The following is a 22,356-nucleotide window of genomic DNA, read 5'->3' on the forward strand; positions in this document are numbered from 1 at the left end:
GGCTTCGTCGATAAAGAGGCGTGCCGCTCAGTCGTTGGACGCGGCCAGCGTCACCGCCGGTTTCGACGTGGCCTTGCTTTTGCGTTCGGCATGGGTGTCCATGAAGCTGAACACCAGCGGGCGAATATTGTTGCGCCAGCTCGACCCCGCGAAGATGCCGTAATGGCCCGCGCCGGGTTCCAGATGCTGGGCCTTGTAGGCGTCGGGCAGTCCGGTCAGCAGGTCGAGCGCGGCAAGGCACTGGCCGGGGGCCGAGATGTCGTCCTTGGCGCCCTCGACGATCATCGTCGCGACATCCGTGACCTTGCCGATATCGACGCTCTTGCCGTTCACCACGAATTCGTTCTTCGCGATCTCGCCGTTCTTGAAGATCCGCTCGACGGTCGAGAGGTAGAATTCGGCGGTCATGTCCATGACGGCGAGGTATTCGTCATAGAAGCGGTTATGCTGGTCGCGTTCGCTGCCTTCACCGCGCGCTTCGGCGGCGATCTTGTCCGAGAAGGCCTGCGCGTGGCGGTCGAGATTCATCGAGATGAAACCGGCAAGCTGCAGCAGGCCGGGATAGACCTGGCGACCGACGCCGGCATGTTTGAAGCCCACCCGCTGGATCGCCAGGTGCTCGAGCTGCCCCATCGTGACCCGGCGGCCGAAATCGGTGACTTCGGTCGCGGCGGCGTCGGGGTCGATGGGACCGCCGATCAGCGTCAGCGTGAGGGGCTGAGCGTCGGGCGCTTCCTCGGCCAGCATGGCAGTGGCGGCCAGCGCCAGCGGCGCGGGCTGGCAGACCGCGATCACATGAGTGTCGGGGCCGAGAAACTTCATGAAATCGACGAGATACTGGGTATAATCCTCGATATCGAATTTGCCTTCGGAAACCGGGATGTCGCGCGCATTATGCCAGTCGGTGATCCACAATTCCGCGTCCGGCAGCAGCGAGGCCACGGTCGAGCGCAGAAGCGTCGCGTAATGGCCCGACATCGGCGCGCAGAGCAGGATGCGGCGGCTTTTCTCGCGCCGGCCGTTGACGCGGAACCGCACAAGGTCGCCGAAGGGGCGCTTCATCTCGGTTTCCAGCTCGACCAGGTGGTCCTTGCCGTCTTCGCCGACCACGGTGCGGATGCCCCAGGCGGGTTTGGTGACCATGCGCGCGAAGCTGCGCTCGGTCACGCGACCCCAGGCCTCGACCATGTCGAACATCGGGTTCGACGTAAGGCCGAAGACCGGATAGGATGCCATGGCACGGGCCGTTGCACCGAGCCATTCATTGGTATTCCGCATCGTTTCCATGAGGTCGTACGTGGCCATTTGTCGCATGGGACTCTCCGTGATGTGACCGCTCACGCGCACAGATCGGCGGTTCCACCAAGGGCACTGCCAGTCTATGCTGCGGTGCAGGAGTGTAGGGGGGAGGCTTTTCAATGGCAACTTCTGAATGCGAAAATTCAGAGAAACTCGAGGCCCTGAACGAGAATCTGGCCAAGATCGAAACCCTGACTCAACGCCTGATTGCTGCGTTTGCAAAGAAGCAGCCGCAGCGCAGCGACCTGCAGGCGCCCGATCCGTCGATCTATCTGCGCGCGGCCTCGGCCTATTGGAACGAGATGGTCAATCATCCGTCCAAGGTGATCGAGCAGCAGGTGGAATACTGGGGCAAGACGCTGAAGCATTTCGCCGAGGCGCAGGAGGCGCTCAAGCACGGCCAGCTTGTCGCGCCCGAAGACCATACCCCCGACGACAAGCGTTTCACCAACCCCTTGTGGAAAACGCATCCCTATTTCAACTACATCAAGCAGCAGTACCTGATGTCCTCGGAAGCGATCGAGAAGGCGATCGAGGAGCTGGATACGCTGGAGCCGCGCGAAAAGCGGCGGCTCGAATATTTCGGCCGGCAGATCATCGACATGATGGCGCCGACCAATTTCCTGGGCACCAACCCGGACGCGCTGATGCGCGCGGTCGAGACCGAGGGCGAGAGCCTTGTGAAGGGGCTTGAGAATCTCGTGCGGGACATCGAGGCCAATAACGGCGATCTGCTGGTCACGCTGGCCGACCGCGAGGCGTTCAAGGTGGGCGGCAATATCGGCACGACCGAAGGCGAGGTCGTCTATCGCAACCGGATGTTCGAACTGATCCAGTACAAGCCGACCACCGAGCAGGTGCACGAAACGCCGCTGATGATCTTCCCGCCCTGGATCAACAAGTTCTACATCCTGGACCTGAAGCCGCAGAACAGCCTGATCAAATGGATTGTCGATCAGGGTTACACGCTGTTCGTGGTAAGCTGGGTCAATCCCGATGCCCGCTATGCCGATGTCGGCATGGAGACCTATGTCGAAGAGGGCTATCTGGAGGCCATCGCGAAGGTCAAGGACATCTGCAAGGTCCGGCAGGTCAACGCGGTGGGCTATTGCATCGCCGGGACCACGCTGTCGCTGACGCTGTCGCTGCTGCACAAGCGCAAGGACAAGTCGATCAAGTCGGCCACCTTCTTCACCACGCTGACCGATTTTTCGGATCAGGGCGAGGTGGGCGTGTTCCTGGAGGACGATTTCGTCGACGGGATCGAGGCCGAGGCCGATGAGAAGGGCTACCTGCACAGCTATTACATGACCAAGACGTTCAGCTATCTGCGCTCGAACGATCTGATCTATGGCCCGGCGATCCGCAGCTACATGATGGGCGAGGCGCCGCCGGCTTTCGATCTGCTGTTCTGGAATGGCGACGGCACCAACCTGCCGGGCCGGATGGCGGTGGAATATCTGCGCGGGCTCTGCCAGCAGGACAAGCTGTGCTCGGGCGGCTACGAGATGTTCGGCGAGGTGCTGAAGATCGAGGATGTGAAGGTTCCGCTCTGCGCCGTGGCCTGCGAGACCGACCATATCGCGGCGTGGCGGTCGAGCTTCCGGGGCGTGTCGAAGATGGGCTCGACCAACAAGACCTTCATCCTGTCGGAATCGGGCCATATCGCCGGGATCGTCAATCCGCCGTCCAAGAAGAAATACGGCCATTACACCTCGGAGCATCCGATCGACGGCGATCCCGATGCCTGGCGGGCCGAGGCCGAGCGGCATGACGGATCGTGGTGGCCGCGCTGGGAAGAGTGGCTGCGCAGCCGCTCGGGCAAGAAGATACCCGCGCGCGAGATCGGCGATTCGCAGCTGGGTCCGGCGCCGGGGAGCTATGTCATGGCTAATCCGAACGCGTTGTCAGTCACTTAGCCATTATGCTGCAGTGCAGCACAAAACACTTGATTTTCTGCGCTGCAGCATCCATATTCTTCTTCAGATGCACGGGTCCGGATGTTCGGGCCATGGACTAGGAGAGAACAGATGGCCAAGACCAACGATTTCAGCAAAGTCATGCAAGACATGATGACCGCGTTCCCCGTCGATACCTCGGCGATGCAGGACGCGTTCAAGACGCAAGCCGCGCTGGGCGAGAAGATGAGCAAGGTCGTGCTGGAAGCCGCCGAGAAATCGGCCGAGGTTTCGAGCAAGTGGACCAAGGACACCCTGGCGAAGATCGGCGAAGTGTCGACCGTCAAGGAAGAGCCTGCGGACTACGCCAAGGCTTACACCGACTTCGCCTCGGCCTCGGCCGAAATGGCGGCCGAGCACATGTCGGCCTTCGCGGATATCGCCAAGCGCGTTCAGATGGACACCGTCGAGCTGATGCTGGCCGCCGGCAAGGACATGTCGGCCGATGCGACCGCCGCGATGCAGAAGGCGACTTCGGACATGACCGCCGCCGCGAAGAAAGCGTCGGAAGACGTGACCGCTGCCGCGAAAAAAGCCAGCGCGACCGCGAAATGATCCGGCTGGCGGGGCTCGCCCCGCCGGAACGGCACGGACCCGGCCCCGCCGGGTGGGAAAGGGCGGCCTCGGGGCCGCCCTTTTTTCGTTCCCCGGTTGTGTTCATCCCCTGACTGCATGGAATTTCATCGAAATTCCGTCCCGCAGCGCAGAAACCTGTTTTCCGAACGCGTTTCGGGGTCTAGGCTTGCTGCAATGCAACATCGACCCGGGGGAGCAACGACGTGTCCGAGACTGAAAAACCGCTTCTGATCAAGCGCTACGCGTCGCGTCGTCTCTACAATACCGAAAGCAGCGACTACGTCACGCTGGAAGACATCGCCGGTTTCATCCGCGCCGGGCGCGAGGTGAAGATCGTCGATCTGAAGACCGGCGACGACCTGACGCGGCAATACCTGCTGCAGATCGTGGCCGAGCATGAGAGCCGGGGCGAGAACGTGCTGCCGCTCGATGTGCTGACCGATCTGGTGCGCAGCTACACCGCGCAGGCGCAAAGCGTGGTGCCGCAATTCCTGGCGATGTCGTTCGAGATGCTGAAAGACGGCCCGAAACTGGCCGAGCAGATGAGCGCGATGAACCCGATGATGGCGCAGATGCAGAAAATGCCCGGCTTCGCCGAGATGCAGCGCCAGCAGCAGGCGTTCATGGAAAACATGATGGCGGGCTGGAAGAACATGCCCGGCATGACCGGCGCCGAGACCCCGGAAGAGGGCGCCGCGTCCGAGGGGGCCTCGGACGACGAGGACCTGACCGCGATCCGCCGTCAGCTGGCCGCGCTGGAAGCCAAGCTCAGCAAAATGGGCAAGTAACGTCCAAACGACCCAAGGCGACAGGGGCCGGTCCACGCGACCGGCCCTTTTCCGTTCAGCGCCGTCGCCGTCGCCCGCCTTCGCCGCTGCCGCCCGTATTGAAGCTGACATCGGGCAGCGTCACGACGCTGGACAGGTTGGGGAAGCTGTCCACCGCATGCGGCATGGCCGAGGCGTTGACGAAATGCTCCTGAAAGCGCGGCTCGATGGCGGTTTCGACCTTGTGGATCCGCGTGACCTGCGCCTCGATCCCCGCGCGCGCGGCGATGTTGCACAGGGCGATCCGCGCGCCGGTGCCGGCGGCGTTGCCGGCGCTTGTCACCTTGTCCAGCGGGCAATCGGGGATCATGCCCAGCACCATCGCGTGCTTGGCGCTGATATGCGCGCCGAAGGCCCCGGCCAGAACGATTTTCTCGACACGATCGGCGCCCATCTCGTCCATCAGCAGGCGCGCGCCGGCATAAAGCGCCGATTTCGCCAGCTGGATCGCGCGGATATCGCCCTGCGTGACGGTGATGCGCGGCCCGTTCTGCGCGGTGGCGTCATGGATCAGGTAGCTATGCGTGCGCCCTTCGGGCTGACAGCGGGCGGTGCCGGTCTGCTCGGGCGAGCCGATCAGCCCCGCCGCGTCGACGATACCCGCCATGCGCATCTCGGCCACCGCCTCGATGATGCCCGAGCCGCAGATCCCGGTGATGCCCGTGCCCTCGGTCGCCTTGGCGAAACCCTCATCATCCGACCACAGATCGCAGCCGATGACGCGGAAGCGGGGCTCCTTGGTGACGGGGTCGATCTCGATCCGCTCGATGGCGCCGGGCGCGGCGCGCTGGCCGCTGGAAATCTGCGCGCCCTCGAAGGCCGGGCCCGTGGGCGAGGAACAGGCCAGAACGCGGCTCTTGTTGCCCAGCAAGATCTCGGCATTGGTGCCGACATCGACGATCAGCGTCAGGTCGTCCTGATCCTGCGGCGCTTCGGACAGCGCGACGGCCGCGGCATCGGCGCCGACATGGCCGGCGATGCAGGGCAGGGTGTAAAGCCGGGCCTCGGGGTTGATCGCCGTCAGGTCCACATCGCGTGCAGGCAAGGACAGCGAGGACGAGGTCGCCAGCGCGAAGGGCGCCTGTCCCAGCTCGACCGGGTCGATCCCCAGGAACAGGTGATGCATCACGGGATTGCAGACCACGACCGTCTCCATGATCGCCTGCGGCGGTACCTTTGCCTCGTCCGCGACCGACACCGCCAGCGCATCGATCGCCGTGCGCACGGCTTTCGTCATCTCGACATCGCCGCCGGGGTTCATCATGGCATAGGAGACGCGGCTCATCAGGTCCTCGCCGAAGCGGATCTGCGGGTTCATGATCCCGCCCGAGGCCAGAACCTCGCCATTGCGCAGGTCGCAAAGATGGGCGGCGATGGTGGTCGATCCCAGATCAATCGCCAGCCCCGCCAGCGCGCCTTCGTAAAGGCCGGGGAACACGTCCAGAATCCGCGTGGGCCCGCCGTGGTGGTCGCGGAAGGCGGCGACCGTCACGCCCCAGTTTCCCTTGCGCAGCACGGGCTGGATCTTGCGCAGGACGGCGGGGCCGGCCTCGATCCGGTCGATCTGCCACTGGTCTTTCAGCGCGCGCGCCAGCCGTTCCAGATCGCCCGAGGGTTCGTGCATGTCGGGCTCGGCCACCTCGACATAGAAAAGCCGCGTGGCCGGATCCATCTTGACCGCGCGGATGCTCGCCGCCTTGCGCACGACCTGGCGGTGAAGCTGGCTTTCGGGCGGAACGTCGATCACCACGTCGCCCATGATCTTCGCCTGACAGCCCAGTCGGCGGCCCTCGATCAGGCCGCGCTTGTCCTTGTAGCGCTGCTCGACCGCGTTCCACTCGCTCAGCGCGTCGGGGGACACCGTCACGCCATGTTTGGGAAACGACCCGACGCCCGGCGTGATCTGGCATTTCGAGCAGATGCCGCGCCCGCCGCAGACCGAATCCAGGTCGACGCCCAGTTGCCGGGCGGCGGTCAGGACCGGCGTGCCGTGGGCGAAGCGGCCCCGCTTGCCCGAGGGTGTGAAGATCACCAGCGCGTCGCTTGTCATGGCCGTCCCGTCCTTTGTCGTCGCGCGCCACCATACCCCGCCCGCCGGTGACGAAAAGAGAGAAGGCGACCAGCGGTCGCGGGAAAGCGACGAAGGCTCAGTCCGGTCGCGCGGGGCCGGTGCCGACCGGGCGCGGGGACAGGCCGTGGCCGAGCAGCCGCGCCTCGCAGATCAGCGCGATCAGCGCGTCGATATGGCGCGCGGCGCGCCACGGATCCCCCACTTCATGCGGTGGGCGGGTGCGCAGGGCTTCAAGCCCGGCTTCAAGCTCAAGAAGCTGGCGCAGGCTCGCCGGCCCGGGCGGCGGCGTCGCGGGCAGGCGCAGGATGCGGCGCAGGTCGCTGTCGCGGTGGTAATCGACGATGCCGAACCGCGCCGTCCGCAGCAGCAGGGCCGGGCGCCTCAGCGTGGCAAGCTCGGCCAGGAGACTCAGCAGGGTCGAGGAGGTCAGGCAGGTCATGGTGCGCTCCTTTCGCATGGGCACTCGCGTCGTGGTGCCAAGATGGCACAACCGAGGCGGGTGTTGCGCGGAGCGCGAAAGGTTGCGTACGGCGCCTTCAGCGCTCTTTACCGATTGCCGCACAGGCTGGAGGGGCGAAGGATTAACAATCCCGTAACGAATGCCCGCATAATTTGGCCATTGTTTACGATTTCGCAACAACCGTTCGGGGAGCTGCGGACAAATCGAACCGTTCCCCGGGGGTGCTATGGATCACACCGGGATGGGAAACGCCAATGACTGCCAATATCTCGCCGCTTGACCGGCTTCCGGATTGGGTGCCTTCGGCCGTGCGGCTGTACCTGACGCATACCGAGGGGGGCCGTTCGCTGCGCGAGATCGCGCGGGAGGAGGGGGTGCATGCCTCGACCGTGATGCGGCAGGTGCGCCGGTTCGAGAACCGGCGCGACGATCCGCTGGTGGACGGGGCGCTGGGCTGGCTGTGCGGCGGGGGCACGGGCCGCGCGCCGGTCCGGCCCGAAGCGGCGGCGGGCGAGGGGATCGCGGGGATCTGCCCCATCGCCAATGACGCGCTCGAGGCCGAAGCGCGGCGGGTGCTGCCCCGGCTGGCCGAGCCCGGGGCGCTTCTGGCCGTGGCGCCCGACATGGAGCGCGCGGTGGTGCTGCGCGCCCATGACGGGCAGACCGCGCGGCTGGCGGTTCTGGACCGCCCGGTGGCCGAGGCTTTCGCGCTGCGCGACTGGATCGAATGCGTGCAGACCGGGCGGGTGCTGCGCTACGAGCTGACGCTGGCCGGGCGCAGCGCGATCCGTCAGCTTCTGGGCGATGACGCCCTGCCACCGGCCGCGCCCCGGCCCGACCTGTCCGACGACGAGGCGCGGCGCACCCGGCCCGTGACCGTCGACAGCCCGGTCACTGCACTGGCCCGGCGGCGCACGCGCGAAGGCGAGCCGTTCCTCACGCCCGATCTGGTCTCGGCCGCCGAGCGCCTGCGCGAGGATTTCGAAGCCGCGCAGGCGGGCACGCAGACGACGCAGAACTGGGACCGGTTCCTGACCGGCCCCTCGCGCACGACGCCCGGTCCCGGGCTGCCCTTAGGCGCCTCGGGGCCGCGCGAACGGGTCGAGGCGGCGCTGCGCGATCTGGGCTCTGGGCTGGCCGACATGGCGTTGCGCTGCTGTTGCTACATGGAAGGTCTGGAAACCGCCGAGCGACACCTGGGGTGGTCGGCGCGCTCAGGCAAGATCGTGCTGCGCATCGCACTTTTGCGCCTGCGGCAGCATTACGATGCGCTGGGGGATGCCGGGAAGATGCTGGGCTAGGGTAATGCCTGACAAATCGCGGATGTTCGATCTGTGACACTGCGTGCGCAGTTTCGCGCGCGTCGCGATCACAAATGTTGAATTTGTCCGATTTCTCAGGCGGGTTTCATCGGCTGCAGCCGCGCCAGATCGCTCACTTTCTGCGCCGCTGCGCCGGTCTCCAGCGCGGTCCGCGCAAGCGCCACGCCCTCGGTCAGGCTGGCAGTCCGTCCCGCCACGATCAGCGCCGCCGCCGCGTTCAGGAGCACCGCGTCGCGATAGGCCGGGCGTCCGCCGCCGGTAAGAACGGCTTTCAACTCGGCCGCGTTCTGCACCGGATCGCCGCCCAGAAGGTCCTCGAACGGATAGGTGGGCAGGCCCGCATCCGACGCGCTGATCGTGAATTCGGTGATCTCGCCCTTGTCCAGCGCGACCACCAGCGAGGGCTCGGCGATCGACAGCTCGTCGGTGCCGTCGCCGCCATGCACCAGCCAGGCTTTCTCGGATCCCAGCGCGCGCAGCACCTCGGCCATGGGGCGCAGAAGGTCGGGCGAAAAGGCGCCGGTCAGTTGCCGCCGCACCCCGGCGGGATTGGTCAGGGGACCCAGAATGTTGAAGATCGTCCGCGTGCCCAGCTCGGCCCGGACGGGCCCGACATGGCGCATCGCGGGATGATGCATTGGCGCCATCATGAAGCCCAGCCCGACTTCGGCCAGCGCCTTGTTCACCGCCTCGGCGCCGACCATGACGTCGATGCCCAGGGCCCCCAGCGCATCCGCCGCGCCGGATTTCGAGCTGAGGTTGCGGTTGCCGTGCTTGGCCACGGGCACGCCCGCGCCCGCCACGACGAAGGCCGTCGCGGTCGAGATATTGAGCGTCCCCTTGCCGTCGCCACCGGTGCCGACGATGTCGATGGCCCCCGCGGGCGCCGTGACCGGCACGCAGCGCGCCCGCATGACGGCCGCCGCCGCGGCGTATTCGTCCACCGTCTCGCCGCGCGTGCGCAGCGTCATCAACAGCCCGCCCATCTGCGCGGGCGTGGCATCGCCCGCGAACAGGATGCCGAAGGCGTGTTCGGCCTCGGCGCGGGTCAGCGGACGGTCGACGGCGGTGGCGATCAGCGGTTTCAGCGCGCTCATGCCGGGACCCCTTCGGTGATCCCGGACACCCCGGCTTCGACAAGGAAGTTGCGCAGCATCGCGTGGCCGTGCTGCGAGGCAATGCTTTCGGGGTGGAACTGCACGCCCTCGATGGGCAGCGATTTGTGCCGCAGCCCCATGATGATGCCGTTTTCCAGCCAGGCGGTGATCTGCAGGTCGTCGGGCAGCGTTTCACGCTCGACGATCAGCGAATGATAGCGCGTGGCTTCCAGCGGCGAGGGGAGGTCCGAGAAGACGCCCGCGCCTTCGTGATGGACGATGCCCATCTTGCCATGCACGATCTCGCCCGCGCGCACGACCTTGCCGCCAAAGGCCTGCCCGATGGTCTGGTGGCCAAGGCAGACGCCCAGCAGCGGCGTGCGGGTTTCTGCGGCAGCGGCGACCAGCGGCAGGCAGATCCCCGCCTGGTCGGGGTCGCAGGGACCGGGACTGAGCACGATGGCTTCGGCGCCCATGCCCATGGCTTCCTGCACGTCGAGCGCATCGTTGCGGCGGACCACGACATCGGCGCCGAGTTCGCCGAAATAATGCACCAGATTGTAGGTGAAGCTGTCGTAATTATCGATCAAGAGCAACATGCGGCGCATCCTTCGCGTGATCCCGGGCGAAGGACCCGGGCCGGCGATCCCTACATGCATCCCCGCACGGGAGGTGGTCAAGCCCGCAGCCCCGTGGCAGCCCCGTAGCAGCCCCCTATCGACCGGGTATCGGTGAAGCGCGGGCGTCCCGCGACCGAGTCGTGCGGGGGTGTAACGTCTTAACCATCGCGGTATAGTGGGGCAAAAGACGGGGGCACCAAGGGCAGATGTCCGGTTTCATCAAGGGAATCGTCGTGGGCGTGATCAGCTTCGGGCTGGGTTTCGCCGTGTTGTCGCTGGCCATTCCGGTCGAGGCGCCCGAGCGCGCGGGGACCGCGCCTGTGGCACCGGCGCCGGACCCCGTGCCGCCCGCAGCCGATGCCGAGGACAGCGCGCGCCCGAGCCTGTCGGAACCCGTCGCGCCGGCGGAGCCGGACGCGGGGGCCTTGGCCCCGGCAGGACGCGGCGAGGACATATCCCCGGTTCGCGGCGAGGCCCTGCCCGAGGCGGTCGAGCTGATGGAGGACAGTCAACCCGCCGCGCCGGTTCTGGGGGAAGACGCGCCGGGTGCGTCGGAGAGTGGCGAGAGCGGCGCCGGGACGGATCCGGTTGACGCGGCGCGCGGGGATGGCGACGATCTGCCGGACGAGGCACCGCTTCCATCCGAAGAGGCCGCGGCGAGCGAGGGCGCGACCGGTGCGGGCGCGCCGGCGACGGATCCGGGGGCGTCGGGGGAGGGGGTGGTCGATAGGTCGTCAGACGCTCGGCAGGCCGACGACCTGCAACCCGACGATCTTCAAGGCGAAGTCCCGGATGCTGTGGCGGCCACGACCGAAGCTCCGATGACGGAACCGGCGGAGACCGACGCGCCGCCCACGGAAACACAGCCGAGCGAGACGCCATCGCCCGAAATGCCAGCGACCGATGTGGGCACGGCCGCCGGGACGGCGGATGCGGTCGGGTCAGGCGGCGCGGAGATGGACAGCGACAGCGAGCCGGTCGCCGCCGCGCCGGATGACGACGCCGCGGCGCCGGTCGCGGCACGTCCTGAAACCGCGTCCCGCCCGGCACCGGACACCGCCCCGGCGCCCGCCTCGCTCGAGTCCGGACCTGAGGCAACGATAGAAACGCCAGAAACCGAAGCGCCGGTATCCGAAGCGCCAGCAACTGATACAACGGAGATCGAAACCCCCGAGACCGAAACGCCGGAGACGGGCTCGGAAAGCACGGCCCCGGATTCGACCCCCGAGACCATGGCGCCCGGAAGCCCCGCTGCCGAGGATGCCGAACCCGGCGAGCCGGCGCGCGAAAGCCTTGACGCGCTTGCGCCGGTGCCCGCCGAAACCATGCCCGCGAACGAACCGCTGCTGGGTGCGGACACGCCCGCAGCCACCGCGCTGCCCCGGGTCAGCGACATGCCCTCGGGCACGCCCGACGTGACCGTGCGTCGGCCGGGCGACGGGGACGATCCGGCGGTGCGGCGGCTGGGAAGCGGGGGCGGGCGCCTGCCCGGCGTCGGCGAGACCATCGTCGTGTCGCCCGACGCAGCCGGGAGCGCCGCGCCCGAGGCCGATCCCGACGCGCCCGCGATCCGGCGCTTTGCCGCCACGCCCGAGATACAGCCCGACCAGCGGCCGCTGGGCGTGGTGCTGATCGACAGCCCCGAGGCCGAGACCGGCGTTCTGGCGCTGCCGGTGCCGGTGACCATTGCGCTCGACCCGTTCGACGCCGACGCGCCGCGCCGCGCGCGCGCCTACCGCGACGCGGGTCACGAGATCGCCCTGCGCGCGGCGCGGCTGCCGGCTCTGGCCAGTGCCTCGGATATCGCGCTGACGCTCGATTTCTGGCAACGCGAATTCCCGCAAACGGCCTTGTTCGTGGATGTGCCGATCAATGGGCTGGGGGCGAATGCGCCGCTGGCGCGCGATTTCGCCGGGATGATCGCGCCCTACGGCTACGGCGTCGTCGCCCTGCGCAACGGGCTCGATGCCTTCCTGCAGGCGGCGCGCGGCAATGGCCTGCCCGCGACCTCGGTCTACCGGGCGCTCGATGACGAGGATCAGGGCGAGTTCACGATCCGCCGCCTGATCGACCGCGCGGCGTTCGAGGCGCTGCGTCAGGACGGGATCGTCGTGATGGGCGACGCGGCGAACCGCGCAACGATGACCGAGCTTGCCGATTTCGCCGCCGGGTCCGGACGCGCGGGCGTCGCGCTGACGCCCGTCAGCACGACGCTGATCGGGACGCCATAGGCCGCGCCATGCATGACGCTTCTCTCGCTCCGGTCTTCCTGGAGATCGCGCTTCTGGTGCTGATGGCGGCGGGGCTTGGTCTTGTGGGCCTTGCGCTGCGACAGCCGCTGGTCGTGGCCTTCATCGCGGCGGGGATCCTTGCGGGACCCGAGGCGCTGGGGCTGGTGCAATCCGAAGCGTTCATCGCCCTTCTGAGCCAGATCTCGATCGCGGTTCTGCTGTTCCTGGTCGGGCTGAAGCTGGATGTCGGGCTGATCCGCTCGCTGGGGGCGGTGGCCGTCGTCGCGGGGCTGGGGCAGGTGGCGCTCAGCACCGGGCTGGGCGCGGTGCTGGCGCGGCTCATGGGCTTCGACTGGACGACGGCGATCTATGTGGCGCTGGCGCTGGCCTTTTCCTCGACCATCATCGTGGTCAAGCTGTTGTCGGACAAGCGCGAGATCGACGCGCTGCACGGGCGGATCGCGCTGGGCATCCTGATCGTGCAGGATATCGTTGTCGTAGCGGCGATGGTGGTGGTGGCCGCCAGCGGCGCGGGCGGCGCGGGGGCGGAAGGCGGCCATGGCGCAAGCCCGCTGGTCATGGCGGCGGGCGCGCTGGGCATGATCGGCGTGGTCTGGGTCTTCATGCGCTGGCTGGCCGCCCCGCTGCTGGCCCGGATCGCCAGGGCGCCGGAGCTGGTGGTGATCTTCGCCGTGGGCTGGGCCGCGGGCTTTGCCGCCATCGCCGACATGGTCGGGCTGGGGCAGGAGCTGGGCGGGCTGGCCGCCGGGGTGTCGCTGGCCTCGACCCCGTTTCGCGACGCGATCGGTGCAAGGCTGGCGCCGCTGCGCGATTTCCTGCTGCTGTTTTTCTTCCTCAGCCTCGGCGCGGGGCTCGATCTGAATGGCTTGGGCGCGCAGGTGGGGCCGGCGCTGATCCTGTCGGCCTTCGTGCTTCTGGGCAAGCCGCTGATCGTGCTGGGCCTGACCCACGCGATGGGCTACCGCACCCGCACCGGGTTTCTGGCGGGCGTGACGCTGGGCCAGATCTCGGAATTCGGGCTGATCTTCATGGCGATGGGCGCGGGAATGGGACTGGTCGGCGCCGAGGCGGCCTCGCTGGTGACGCTGATCGCGCTCATCACCATCGCGGTCTCGGTCTATGGGATCGGGTACGCCCACCGGCTGCACGCGTGGGTCGAGCCGCTGCTGAAACCGCTGGAACGGCGGCGCGAGACACGCGAGGGAGCCGAAGACAGCCCCGACCGGCCCGGCGCGGGCTACGACATCCTCGTGCTGGGGTTGGGGCGTTATGGCTGCCGGATCGGCGAGGGGCTGAAAGCGCGCGGCTACCGGCTGCTGGGTGTCGATTTCGACCCCGAGGCGCTGCGCAACTGGCAATCCAAGGGGCTGGACGCGCATTTCGGCGATGCCACCGATCCCGAATTCGTGGCGCATCTGCCGCTGCGGGGGGTGAGGGCCGTGATCTCGGCGGTGCCGCCCGGGCGCGGCGGGCTGAGCGAGGCGTCCTCGCATCCCGCCTTGCTGCACGCGTTGCGCGCGGCGGGCTACGAGGGCGAAATCGCCGTCACGGTCCATCAGCGCAGCGAGGCCGACGCCTTGCGCGTGCTGGGCGCGACGCTGGTCCTGTCGCCCTTCGAGGATGCGGCGGAACGCGCGGCGGAGAAGATCGCCGAGGGGTGCCGTTAGGCGCCCGCAGCCCGGCCTTGCGCCGGTTGCGAGCGCCCGGGGGCCTTGCCCCCGGACCCCCAGGATATTTGGGGAACAAAGATGAGGGCGCGCGGCGCAGCGCGGGCGGATGTGGCGCTTACATCGAGAAGCTGATGCCGCAGCCGCAGCTGGAGCTGGCATTGGGGTTTTCGATCACGAAGCGCGCGCCGATCAGTTCCTCGGTGAAGTCGATGACCGCGTTTTCGAGGAAGGGCAGCGAGACGGGGTCGATCACCACCTGCTGACCCTTGCCCTCGAGCACGAGGTCTTCGTCCTCGGGCGCGTCGAGCGTGATCTCGTATTGAAAGCCCGAACAGCCACCGCCCGAGACGGCGACGCGCAGCACCTGGGGCCCGCCGGCATTCTCGGCGATCTCGGCGAGGCGGTCGAAGGCACGGTCGGTGACGCGGGGCGGAAGCTTGAGCATGGGCGGGGCCTTTTCGGCATGGGGAACGTCGTTACCGGGCAAGGTAGTGAGACTTGGCCCGGCTCTCAAGGGGAAGGGGCGATTGTCGCTTCCCTTGCCCCCCTCGTCTTGGGGCGCGCGCGCTGTTATAGGCGGGCAAAAGGCGGCTTTCGCGCCGTCACCCATGTATCGTGACAGGAGCCGGGCGCCCGCCCGTGGACATCGTGACCGCCCCATTCGCCGCCGACCCGGCCCAAAGCCGGGGCCGATTGTTCCCCGAGCGCATCTCGACCTTCCGCTCGCCGTTTCAGCGCGATCGCGACCGGATCATCCATGCCTCGGCCTTCCGGCGGCTCAAGCACAAGACGCAGGTCTTCATCGAGCATGAGGGCGATTATTACCGCACGCGGCTCACGCATTCGATCGAGGTCGCGCAGGTCGCGCGCACGCTGGCGGGGGCGCTGGGTCTGAACACAGACCTGGCCGAGGCGATCGCGCTGGCCCACGACCTGGGCCACACGCCGTTCGGCCATACCGGCGAGGACGCGATGTCCGAGCTGATGGCGCCCTATGGCGGGTTCGATCACAACGCGCAGGCGCTGAGGATCGTTACCGCGCTGGAGCGGCATTACGCGGATTTCGACGGGCTGAACCTGACATGGGAGACGCTGGAAGGGATCGCCAAGCATAACGGGCCGATCCTTGCCGCCGATGGCAGCCCGCTGAAAGACGCGCTGCCGGTCGCGCTGGCCGAGTATAACGCGCAGCACGATCTGTGGCTGCAGACCTATGCCAGCGCCGAGGCGCAGGTCGCGGCCATCGCCGATGACGTGGCCTATAACCACCACGATCTGCATGACGGGCTGCGCTCGGGGCTGTTCTCGGAAGAGGACCTGATGGCGTTGCCGATCACCGGGCCGGCTTTCGCCGAGGTGGACGCGCAGTATCCGGGGCTCGACAGGATGCGGCGGCGTCACGAGGCGCTGCGGCGGGTTTTCGGCGTGATGGTCGAGGACGTGATCCTGGTGGCCAATACGCGGCTGCAGGCGGCCGAGCCCGCCGATGCGGATGCGGTGCGGCATCTGGGCACGAAGATCATCCGCTTTTCCGACCGGCTGTTCCGGGAGTTGAAGGTGATCCGGCACTTCCTGTTCACCCGGATGTACCGCGCCGAGCGGGTGGTGGCGATGCGCGCCGAGGTGACGGAGGTCGTGCGCGATCTCTTCACGCTGTATATGGGCGATCCCGCGACGCTGCCCGAGGAATGGCGCGGGGATGTGGCCCGGGCGGGCGACGAGGCGGCGCTGGCGCGGATCGTGTGCGATTACGTGGCGGGCATGACCGACCGTTTCGCGCTGCAGGAACATGCGCGGCTGCTGGGATCGGATTCGGCGCGCTTCACGCGGTATATCGTTTCGGGGTGACGGGTGGGGCCGGATGAGGGCCGGGGACTTCAATCCGCCGGTCGCGCCTGCGGGATCCGCCGGATGAGTATTTGCAGCAGAATGAAATGAGGAGCGCGCCGCAGGCAGGGTCGGGCCCGTGTTGACCTTGGCAGTTTCCATGGTAGTGCAGAGCCAGCAAAGGACGCGACGATGAACCTCTTTACCGATATCCGTGAACTGGTGCTGGATTGCCTGGCGGCGATGGCCGGGGCGGGCGAACTTCCGGCGGGGCTCGAGACCGCCAACGTGACCGTGGAGCCTCCGCGCGACGCGGCGCATGGCGACATGGCGACCAATGCGGCGATGGTGCTGGCCAAGCCCGCCGGTCTGAAGCCGCGCGAGATCGCCGAGGCGCTGGCCAGCCGGCTGGCGGGCGATCCGCGCGTGGCCTCGGCCGAGGTGGCGGGGCCCGGGTTCCTGAACCTGCGGCTGGTGCCCGGCGCCTGGCAGAAGGTCGTGGGCGCGGTGCTGTCGGATGGCCGGGATTTCGGCCGCGCGCGGCTGGGCGCGGGCATCAAGGTGAATGTGGAGTTCGTCTCGGCCAACCCGACAGGGCCGATGCATGTGGGCCATACGCGCGGCGCCGTTGTGGGCGACGCGCTGGCCGCACTTCTGGATTTCGCGGGCTACGACGTCACGCGGGAATACTACATCAACGATGGCGGCGCTCAGGTCGACGTGCTGGCGCGCTCGGCCTTCGAGCGCTACCGCGAGGCGCATGGGCTGAGCCCCGAGATCGCCGAGGGCCTTTATCCCGGCGATTACCTGATCCCGGTGGGCGAGGCGCTGAAGGCCGAGTTCGGCGAGCGTTACCTGAACGCGCCCGAGGGCGAGTGGCTGCCGGTGTTCCGCGAGCGCTCGACCGAGGCGATGATGGCGATGATCCGCGCCGATCTGGACGCGCTGGGCGTTCGCATGGACGTCTATTCCAGCGAAAAGGCGCTGTACGGGACCGGGAAGATCGAGGCCGCGATCGACCGGCTGCGCGGCATGGGGCTGATCTACGAGGGCGTGCTGGAGCCGCCCAAGGGCAAGACGCCCGAGGATTGGGAGCCGCGCGAGCAGACGCTTTTCAGGTCGACCGCGCATGGCGACGACGTCGACCGCCCGGTGAAGAAATCGGACGGCGCCTGGACCTATTTCGCCCCCGATATCGCCTATCACGACGACAAGGTGCAGCGCGGCTTCGACGTGCTGATCGACATTCTGGGCGCCGACCATGGCGGCTATGTCAAGCGGATGAAGGCGGCGGTGGCGGCGCTGTCGGACGGGCGCGTGCCGCTGGATGTCAAGCTCATCCAGCTGGTGAAGCTTTACAAGAACGGCGAGCCCTTCAAGATGTCGAAGCGGGCGGGCACCTTTGTCACCCTGCGCGATGTGGTCGACGAGGTGGGGGCGGACGTGACCCGCTTCGTGATGCTCACGCGCAAGAACGACGCGCCCCTGGACTTCGATTTCGACAAGGTGCTGGAGCAATCGCGCGACAACCCGGTCTGGTATGTGCAATACGCCCATGCCCGCGTGGCCTCGGTCCTGCGCAAGGCGGGCGAGGCGGGGGTGGATACCTCGGACGCGGCGCTGGCTGGCGCGGATCTGTCCAGGCTGGACCATCCCGCCGAGATCGCGCTGATCCGCAAGCTGGCCGACTGGCCGCGCCAGGTGGAAATCGCCGCGCGCGCGCATGAGCCGCATCGCGTCGCGGGCTACCTGACCGAGCTGGCCGCCGATCTGCACGGGCACTGGAACAAGGGCAATGACGAGCCCTCTTTGCGCTTCGTGCAGGACGATCCGGCCACAATGGGCGCCAAAATCGCGTTGGCCCGCGCGACTGGCGTTGTTATTTCTGCCGGTCTTGCTATCCTTGGTGTCACTCCGGTCGACGAAATGCGCTGAAAATACAGGCTGGCGCTCGACTGGAGACCCCGGACAGGCACATCGTGGCGGGGTTTTTCGAATGTAGGCCAAGACCGGAAAAATCCGGCGGGTTTGTGAGGCGAGCATGGCACATGGGTTTTACGAGGGGTATGCACCCCCCGGTCCGCAACCGAATCCGTATTCGGGCAACGGGGCAGGGGTTGTGCGCACGCGCGATCCCGTGACGGGTTATGCCCCGGCACGCGCCGCGCCGTTCCCACAGCAGGCGCCCCATCCGGCGCCCTATCCGGCATCGCCGCCGGTCTATCAGGCCTATCCGCATCCGGCCTCCTATCCGGCGCCTCGGGCACCGGCGGGCTATGCGCCTGCGCCGCATCCCGATCCCCATCCCGCGCCGCCGCCTTCGGGCTATGCGCCGCCCTATCCCGCGGCGCAGCCGGTCCAGCCGGCCCCGGCGGGCTATGCCCCACAGGCGGTGCCGCCCGCCGGGCCGGTCCATGGCGGCTCGGGTTCCGGAGGAGGGGCGTCGATGCCGCCCCCAGGCGGGGGCCGGAACCGGGCCGTCCGGGCCGTCAACGTCATCGGCGCGCTGTTGTCGGTGGCGCTGGTCGTGGGCGTCGGTGTGTGGTCCTATCGGCTGATGGTGCGCGACGTGACCGGGGTGCCGGTGATCCGCGCCCTGGCCGGGCCGATCCGGACCTCGCCCGACGATCCGGGCGGACGGCAGGCGAATTATCAGGGGCTGGCGGTCAATGCCGTCGCCGCGCAATCCGACTCCGAGGGCAGCGCCGAGATCGCGCTGGCGCCCCCGCCCGCGAGCCTTGCCGACGAGGACCGCGCGGGCGAAGAGTTGACCGGGCGGCAGGTCCAAAGCGGCTCGGCCCCGATCACCGCGCCCGACGCGGTCGGCGCCGCCATCGCGCAGGCGATGAGCGATGCGCCCCCCGCAACGGTGCAGACAGCCGCCGCACGGGCTGAACCGCTGGACCTGGTTCCGGCCTCGGTGCCGGGCGTGTCCCGCTCGCCGGTGCCGCGCGCGCGCAACGCGCAGGCCGTGGCGCAGGCGGCAAGCCGCCCGGCGCAGCCGGTGGCCGCCCCTGAACCGACGCAAGTGGCGTCCCAGACCGGCGGGGCGGGCGACCAGCAGGCCGAAGCGCTGTTGCAGGAGCTGGTGACGCGGCTGAGCGCGCCCGATGTGACCGATATCGACCCCGATTCGCTCACGCCCGGCACCCGGCTGGTGCAGCTCGGCATCTATCAGGACGAGGATTCGGCGCGCCGGGCCTGGGACTCGATCAATCAGCGCTTCCCCGCCTTCCTCGAGGATCGCGGGCGTGTGGTCGAGGCGGCGACGTCGGGCGGGCGGGTGTTCTACCGCCTGCGCGCGGCCGGTTTCGCCGACGAGCCCGAGGCGCGGCGTTTCTGCTCGATGCTGATCGCCGAGAACCTGGACTGCATCCCGACGCTGATCCGGTGATGCGCTGATGCGTCGGGCGGTCATCCTGGGACTTTCGGGGCCGCGCGTGCTGCCCGGCGAGGCGGCGCTTTTCCGCGACGCCGATCCGTGGGGGTTCATCCTGTTTCGCCGCAATATTGAGGACAGCGCGCAGCTTCGCGCGCTGACCGACCGCCTGCGCGACATCGTCGGCTGGGACGCGCCCGTCTTCGTCGATCAGGAGGGCGGCACGGTGCAGCGCCTGCGCCCGCCCCTGGCGCGGGACTGGCCCGACGCCTCGGCGCAGGCGGGGGGCGAGGCGGCGGTGCGGCTCAGGCACCGGCTGATGGCCCATGAATTGCGCCGCCACGGGATCGACGGCAATTGCGCGCCGGTGATCGATGTGGCGGGGCCCGACACGCATCCTTTCCTGCAGCGCCGGATCTGGGCGCAGGCGCCCGAGGCCGTGGCCCGGATCGCGCGCGCGGCGGCCGAGGGGATGCTGGCGGGCGGCGTGCTGCCGGTCATAAAGCATCTGCCGGGCCATGGCGCGGCGAATGCCGACAGCCATGTCGACCTGCCGCGGTGTCATGCCTCGCTGAGCGCGTTGGAGGCGCGGGATTTCGTGCCCGTGAGGGCGCTGGCCGATCTTCCGCTGGGGATGTCCGCGCATGTGGTCTACGAGGCGCTCGATCCGCAGGAGCCCGGCACGCATTCGCCGGTCGTTCTGCGCCATCTGCGCGAGGTTCTGGGATTTGACGGTCTGCTGATGACCGACGATCTGAACATGAACGCGCTGGGTGGCTCCATCCCGGAAAGGGCCGCGCGGGCCATCACGGCGGGCTGCGATATCGCGCTGCATTGTTCGGGCGATCTGGCCGAGATGACGGGCGTCGTCGCGGCGGTGGGGCTGCTTGAGGGGCAGGCGGCAAAGCGCGCCGGGCGGGCTTTGGCCGCGCGCCATGCGCCCGAGCCGATTGACATCGCCGCCGCCAATGCCGAATTTGAACGCCTGACCCGCACGGCCTGAGACATTCGGCCCGAACACCGGAAGGCAGCTTGCCAGCATGACCGACGCCGCGCCGCAGACGGGCGATGCCATTGCCGCCCGGCTCGACGATGAGGCGCTCATCGTCGATGTCGACGGCTACGAGGGGCCGCTCGACCTGCTGCTGACGCTCTCGCGCCGCCAGAAGGTGGATCTGCGCAAGATCTCGGTGCTGCAACTGGCCGAGCAGTATCTGCGCTTCGTCGAGGCCGCGCGCGCGCTCCGGATCGAACTGGCCGCCGATTATCTGGTGATGGCCGCGTGGCTCGCCTTCCTGAAATCGCGTCTGCTTCTGCCGCCCGATCCCACCGAAGAGGGGCCAAGCGCCGAGGATCTGGCAGCCCACCTGGCCTTCCAGCTGGAACGTCTGGAAGCGATGCGCGAAGCTTCGGGGCGGCTGATGGGGCGTGACCGGCTGGGCCGCGAGTTCTTTGCCCGCGGCGCGCCCGAAACCCACGCCATCGAGAAGCGCACGCAGCATACGGCGACCCTGCTGGAACTGGTGCAGGCCTATGCCCGGCTCCGGACGCGCGACGATTTCCGGCCCTATGCCTTCGACCGCACGGATATCTACCCGCTGGAAACCGCGCTGGAGCGGTTGCGCGGGATGATCGGCGAGACGATGAGCTGGTCGGATCTGGCAGGTTTCCTGCCGCCCGGCTGGCGCGTGGCGGGGTCGCGGCGACGCTCGGCGCTGGCCTCGACCTTTGCCGCGTCGCTGGAACTGGCCAAGCAGGGCCGGCTGGATATTCAGCAATCCGAGACTTTCGCGCCGATCCGGGTTCGCGCCCGGCAGGACGGGCGCGGCGACGACCGGATACAGGATCCGTGATGACCGACACCGAGACCGACGACGACCTTCCCCAGACCGGCGCCGATCCCAACGCGACGCCCGGCCTGTTCCCCGTGCCGCCCATCGCCGAGCAGGAGCGGATGATCGAGGCGGTGCTGTTCGCCTCGGCAGAGCCGGTGACGGTGGCCGAGTTGGCGAAGCGCCTGCCCGAGGGCTGCGACGTGGCCGAGGCGCTGGTGCATCTGCGCAACCGCTATGCCGGGCGCGGCGTGCATCTGGTGCGGGTGGGGGATGCGTGGGCGATGCGCACGGCGGCGGATCTTGGCTGGCTCATGCGGACCGAGCAGGTCGAGCAGCGCAAGCTCAGCCGCGCGGCCATCGAGACGCTGGCGATCATCGCCTATCACCAGCCCGTCACCCGCGCCGAGATCGAGGAAATCCGTGGCGTGTCGCTGTCGCGGGGCACGATCGACCAGCTGATGGAGATGGGCTGGATCCGTTTCGGGCGCCGCCGCATGACGCCCGGGCGACCGCTGACCTTCGTGGTGACGGGCGATTTCCTGGATCATTTCGGGCTGGAGACGCCGCGCGACCTGCCGGGGCTGAAAGAGCTGCGCGAGGCGGGGCTTCTGGACAGCCGGGGCATGCCCGGGGCGCAACTGTCCGACGACGAGGACGAGCCCGAGGATCCCGGCCAGACCGAGCTGTTCGAGGACTGAACCCGACGCGCGGGCCATGCCGTCTGCGCGACGGATCGCCCGGCGGCAATCCGCCCATGCGGGCGCGTGTCGCGGCTTTACCCTCGATAGTGCGATTGTTTCGTGGAACTTGTTGCATCAGCGCGCGTTTACGCCGTGTTCACGAACAGGAGACTTCCATGAAATCCATGATCCTCGCCACCGCAGCGATTGCCAGCCTCAGCCTCGGCGCCTGCACCATGTCGAACAACGAACGCACGGCTCTGGGCGGTCTGGCCGGCGCTGCGGGCGGTCTGATCCTTGCCGACGCGCTGAACGCCAACCCGAACTGGACGATCGTCGCGGCTCTGGGCGGCGCTGCTGCCGGTGCGCTGGTCGCGCGCAACCAGAACACCGGTCAGTGCGCCTATTCGAACGGCGACGGCACCTATTACACCGGCGCCTGCGTCTGATCGCGGCCCGGCGGCCCTTGGCTGACCCGACCGG

19 protein-coding genes are annotated in these 22,356 nt (G+C 68.1%); 13 read left to right on the forward strand and 6 right to left on the reverse strand.

The genetic code is table 11. The annotated features are described in order from the left end of the window. Positions 1 to 27 precede the first annotated feature (27 nt). On the reverse strand, positions 28 to 1,314 hold the full coding sequence (gene phaZ / locus C4N9_RS11055) for a polyhydroxyalkanoate depolymerase (protein ID WP_109533385.1): 1,287 nt from the start codon (positions 1,312 to 1,314) through the stop codon (positions 28 to 30). Between the two features lie 104 nt (positions 1,315 to 1,418). Here phaZ and C4N9_RS11060 point away from each other — a divergent pair, with 104 nt between their 5' ends. The 3 genes from C4N9_RS11060 (at position 1,419) to phaR (ending at position 4,621) form a co-directional block, all read left to right on the forward strand. Further along, a complete protein-coding gene (locus C4N9_RS11060) occupies positions 1,419 to 3,218 on the forward strand; it encodes a PHA/PHB synthase family protein (protein ID WP_109533386.1) in 1,800 nt (599 codons plus the stop codon). A gap of 111 nt (positions 3,219 to 3,329) precedes the next feature. Next, positions 3,330 to 3,812: a phasin family protein gene (locus C4N9_RS11065; protein WP_109533387.1), complete on the forward strand. Its 483-nt coding sequence runs from the start codon at positions 3,330 to 3,332 to the stop codon at positions 3,810 to 3,812. Between the two features lie 224 nt (positions 3,813 to 4,036). Next, positions 4,037 to 4,621: a polyhydroxyalkanoate synthesis repressor PhaR gene (gene phaR / locus C4N9_RS11070; RefSeq protein WP_109533388.1), complete on the forward strand. Its 585-nt coding sequence runs from the start codon at positions 4,037 to 4,039 to the stop codon at positions 4,619 to 4,621. Between the two features lie 55 nt (positions 4,622 to 4,676). Here phaR and C4N9_RS11075 read toward each other — a convergent pair whose 3' ends face one another. Together C4N9_RS11075 and C4N9_RS11080 are read right to left on the reverse strand one after the other, a co-directional pair. Beyond that, positions 4,677 to 6,710 carry an ASKHA domain-containing protein gene (locus C4N9_RS11075; RefSeq protein WP_109533389.1) on the reverse strand — a complete coding sequence of 678 codons (2,034 nt, stop codon included), beginning with the start codon at positions 6,708 to 6,710 and terminating at the stop codon, positions 4,677 to 4,679. Between the two features lie 97 nt (positions 6,711 to 6,807). After that, complete coding sequence (locus C4N9_RS11080; RefSeq protein WP_109533390.1) at positions 6,808 to 7,170, reverse strand: DUF6477 family protein; 363 nt, start codon at positions 7,168 to 7,170, stop codon at positions 6,808 to 6,810. A 275-nt stretch (positions 7,171 to 7,445) separates the two neighbouring features. Between C4N9_RS11080 and C4N9_RS11085 the strand changes: the two genes are divergently transcribed. Then, positions 7,446 to 8,492: a DUF6456 domain-containing protein gene (locus C4N9_RS11085; protein ID WP_109533391.1), complete on the forward strand. Its 1,047-nt coding sequence runs from the start codon at positions 7,446 to 7,448 to the stop codon at positions 8,490 to 8,492. 95 nt (positions 8,493 to 8,587) lie between these two features. On the opposite strand, the gene trpD is transcribed toward C4N9_RS11085, so the two are convergent. Both trpD and C4N9_RS11095 read right to left on the reverse strand, forming a co-directional pair. Further along, on the reverse strand, positions 8,588 to 9,610 hold the full coding sequence (trpD, locus tag C4N9_RS11090) for an anthranilate phosphoribosyltransferase (protein ID WP_109533392.1): 1,023 nt from the start codon (positions 9,608 to 9,610) through the stop codon (positions 8,588 to 8,590). Then, complete coding sequence (locus tag C4N9_RS11095; RefSeq protein ID WP_109533393.1) at positions 9,607 to 10,209, reverse strand: anthranilate synthase component II; 603 nt, start codon at positions 10,207 to 10,209, stop codon at positions 9,607 to 9,609. The genes trpD and C4N9_RS11095 overlap by 4 nt, the downstream gene beginning before the upstream one ends. Positions 10,210 to 10,436: 227 nt before the next feature. Between C4N9_RS11095 and C4N9_RS11100 the strand changes: the two genes are divergently transcribed. Then, the gene (locus C4N9_RS11100; RefSeq protein WP_109533394.1) at positions 10,437 to 12,461 is read left to right on the forward strand and encodes a divergent polysaccharide deacetylase family protein; all 2,025 of its coding nucleotides are present in this window, start codon (positions 10,437 to 10,439) and stop codon (positions 12,459 to 12,461) included. Between the two features lie 8 nt (positions 12,462 to 12,469). After that, on the forward strand, positions 12,470 to 14,149 hold the full coding sequence (locus tag C4N9_RS11105; protein WP_109533395.1) for a cation:proton antiporter: 1,680 nt from the start codon (positions 12,470 to 12,472) through the stop codon (positions 14,147 to 14,149). A gap of 118 nt (positions 14,150 to 14,267) precedes the next feature. Here C4N9_RS11105 and C4N9_RS11110 read toward each other — a convergent pair whose 3' ends face one another. Further along, a complete protein-coding gene (locus C4N9_RS11110; protein WP_109533396.1) occupies positions 14,268 to 14,597 on the reverse strand; it encodes a HesB/IscA family protein in 330 nt (109 codons plus the stop codon). 203 nt (positions 14,598 to 14,800) lie between these two features. Here C4N9_RS11110 and C4N9_RS11115 point away from each other — a divergent pair, with 203 nt between their 5' ends. The 7 genes from C4N9_RS11115 to C4N9_RS11145 all read left to right on the forward strand — a co-directional run bounded on the left by C4N9_RS11115 (position 14,801) and on the right by C4N9_RS11145 (position 22,322). Beyond that, entirely contained in the window at positions 14,801 to 16,000 is a 1,200-nt protein-coding gene (locus C4N9_RS11115; RefSeq protein WP_109533601.1) for a deoxyguanosinetriphosphate triphosphohydrolase, read from the forward strand. 171 nt (positions 16,001 to 16,171) lie between these two features. Then, a complete protein-coding gene (argS, locus tag C4N9_RS11120; RefSeq protein WP_109533397.1) occupies positions 16,172 to 17,914 on the forward strand; it encodes an arginine--tRNA ligase in 1,743 nt (580 codons plus the stop codon). A gap of 106 nt (positions 17,915 to 18,020) precedes the next feature. After that, positions 18,021 to 19,373: an SPOR domain-containing protein gene (locus C4N9_RS11125; protein WP_109533398.1), complete on the forward strand. Its 1,353-nt coding sequence runs from the start codon at positions 18,021 to 18,023 to the stop codon at positions 19,371 to 19,373. A 7-nt stretch (positions 19,374 to 19,380) separates the two neighbouring features. Further along, positions 19,381 to 20,361, forward strand: coding sequence for a glycoside hydrolase family 3 N-terminal domain-containing protein (locus C4N9_RS11130; RefSeq protein WP_109533399.1), 981 nt, complete (start codon positions 19,381 to 19,383; stop codon positions 20,359 to 20,361). 37 nt (positions 20,362 to 20,398) lie between these two features. Then, entirely contained in the window at positions 20,399 to 21,211 is an 813-nt protein-coding gene (locus C4N9_RS11135; protein WP_109533400.1) for a segregation and condensation protein A, read from the forward strand. A gap of 101 nt (positions 21,212 to 21,312) precedes the next feature. After that, the gene (gene scpB / locus C4N9_RS11140; protein WP_245902528.1) at positions 21,313 to 21,891 is read left to right on the forward strand and encodes an SMC-Scp complex subunit ScpB; all 579 of its coding nucleotides are present in this window, start codon (positions 21,313 to 21,315) and stop codon (positions 21,889 to 21,891) included. A 158-nt stretch (positions 21,892 to 22,049) separates the two neighbouring features. Next, positions 22,050 to 22,322: a glycine zipper 2TM domain-containing protein gene (locus tag C4N9_RS11145; RefSeq protein WP_109533402.1), complete on the forward strand. Its 273-nt coding sequence runs from the start codon at positions 22,050 to 22,052 to the stop codon at positions 22,320 to 22,322. Positions 22,323 to 22,356 lie beyond the last annotated feature (34 nt).

Source organism: Pararhodobacter marinus (assembly GCF_003122215.1).
In the GTDB taxonomy this organism is placed as follows: Bacteria; Pseudomonadota; Alphaproteobacteria; order Rhodobacterales; family Rhodobacteraceae; genus Pararhodobacter; species Pararhodobacter marinus.

Coding starts and splice junctions, on each gene's coding strand:
- phaZ (WP_109533385.1), bottom strand. CDS start 1,314: ATGCGACAAATGGCCACGTACGACCTCATGGAAACGATGCGGAATACC.
- C4N9_RS11060 (WP_109533386.1), top strand. CDS start 1,419: ATGGCAACTTCTGAATGCGAAAATTCAGAGAAACTCGAGGCCCTGAAC.
- C4N9_RS11065 (WP_109533387.1), top strand. CDS start 3,330: ATGGCCAAGACCAACGATTTCAGCAAAGTCATGCAAGACATGATGACC.
- C4N9_RS11075 (WP_109533389.1), bottom strand. CDS start 6,710: ATGACAAGCGACGCGCTGGTGATCTTCACACCCTCGGGCAAGCGGGGC.
- C4N9_RS11080 (WP_109533390.1), bottom strand. CDS start 7,170: ATGACCTGCCTGACCTCCTCGACCCTGCTGAGTCTCCTGGCCGAGCTT.
- C4N9_RS11085 (WP_109533391.1), top strand. CDS start 7,446: ATGACTGCCAATATCTCGCCGCTTGACCGGCTTCCGGATTGGGTGCCT.
- trpD (WP_109533392.1), bottom strand. CDS start 9,610: ATGAGCGCGCTGAAACCGCTGATCGCCACCGCCGTCGACCGTCCGCTG.
- C4N9_RS11095 (WP_109533393.1), bottom strand. CDS start 10,209: ATGTTGCTCTTGATCGATAATTACGACAGCTTCACCTACAATCTGGTG.
- C4N9_RS11100 (WP_109533394.1), top strand. CDS start 10,437: ATGTCCGGTTTCATCAAGGGAATCGTCGTGGGCGTGATCAGCTTCGGG.
- C4N9_RS11105 (WP_109533395.1), top strand. CDS start 12,470: ATGCATGACGCTTCTCTCGCTCCGGTCTTCCTGGAGATCGCGCTTCTG.
- C4N9_RS11110 (WP_109533396.1), bottom strand. CDS start 14,597: ATGCTCAAGCTTCCGCCCCGCGTCACCGACCGTGCCTTCGACCGCCTC.
- argS (WP_109533397.1), top strand. CDS start 16,172: ATGAACCTCTTTACCGATATCCGTGAACTGGTGCTGGATTGCCTGGCG.
- C4N9_RS11125 (WP_109533398.1), top strand. CDS start 18,021: ATGGCACATGGGTTTTACGAGGGGTATGCACCCCCCGGTCCGCAACCG.
- C4N9_RS11130 (WP_109533399.1), top strand. CDS start 19,381: ATGCGTCGGGCGGTCATCCTGGGACTTTCGGGGCCGCGCGTGCTGCCC.
- C4N9_RS11135 (WP_109533400.1), top strand. CDS start 20,399: ATGACCGACGCCGCGCCGCAGACGGGCGATGCCATTGCCGCCCGGCTC.
- scpB (WP_245902528.1), top strand. CDS start 21,313: ATGATCGAGGCGGTGCTGTTCGCCTCGGCAGAGCCGGTGACGGTGGCC.
- C4N9_RS11145 (WP_109533402.1), top strand. CDS start 22,050: ATGAAATCCATGATCCTCGCCACCGCAGCGATTGCCAGCCTCAGCCTC.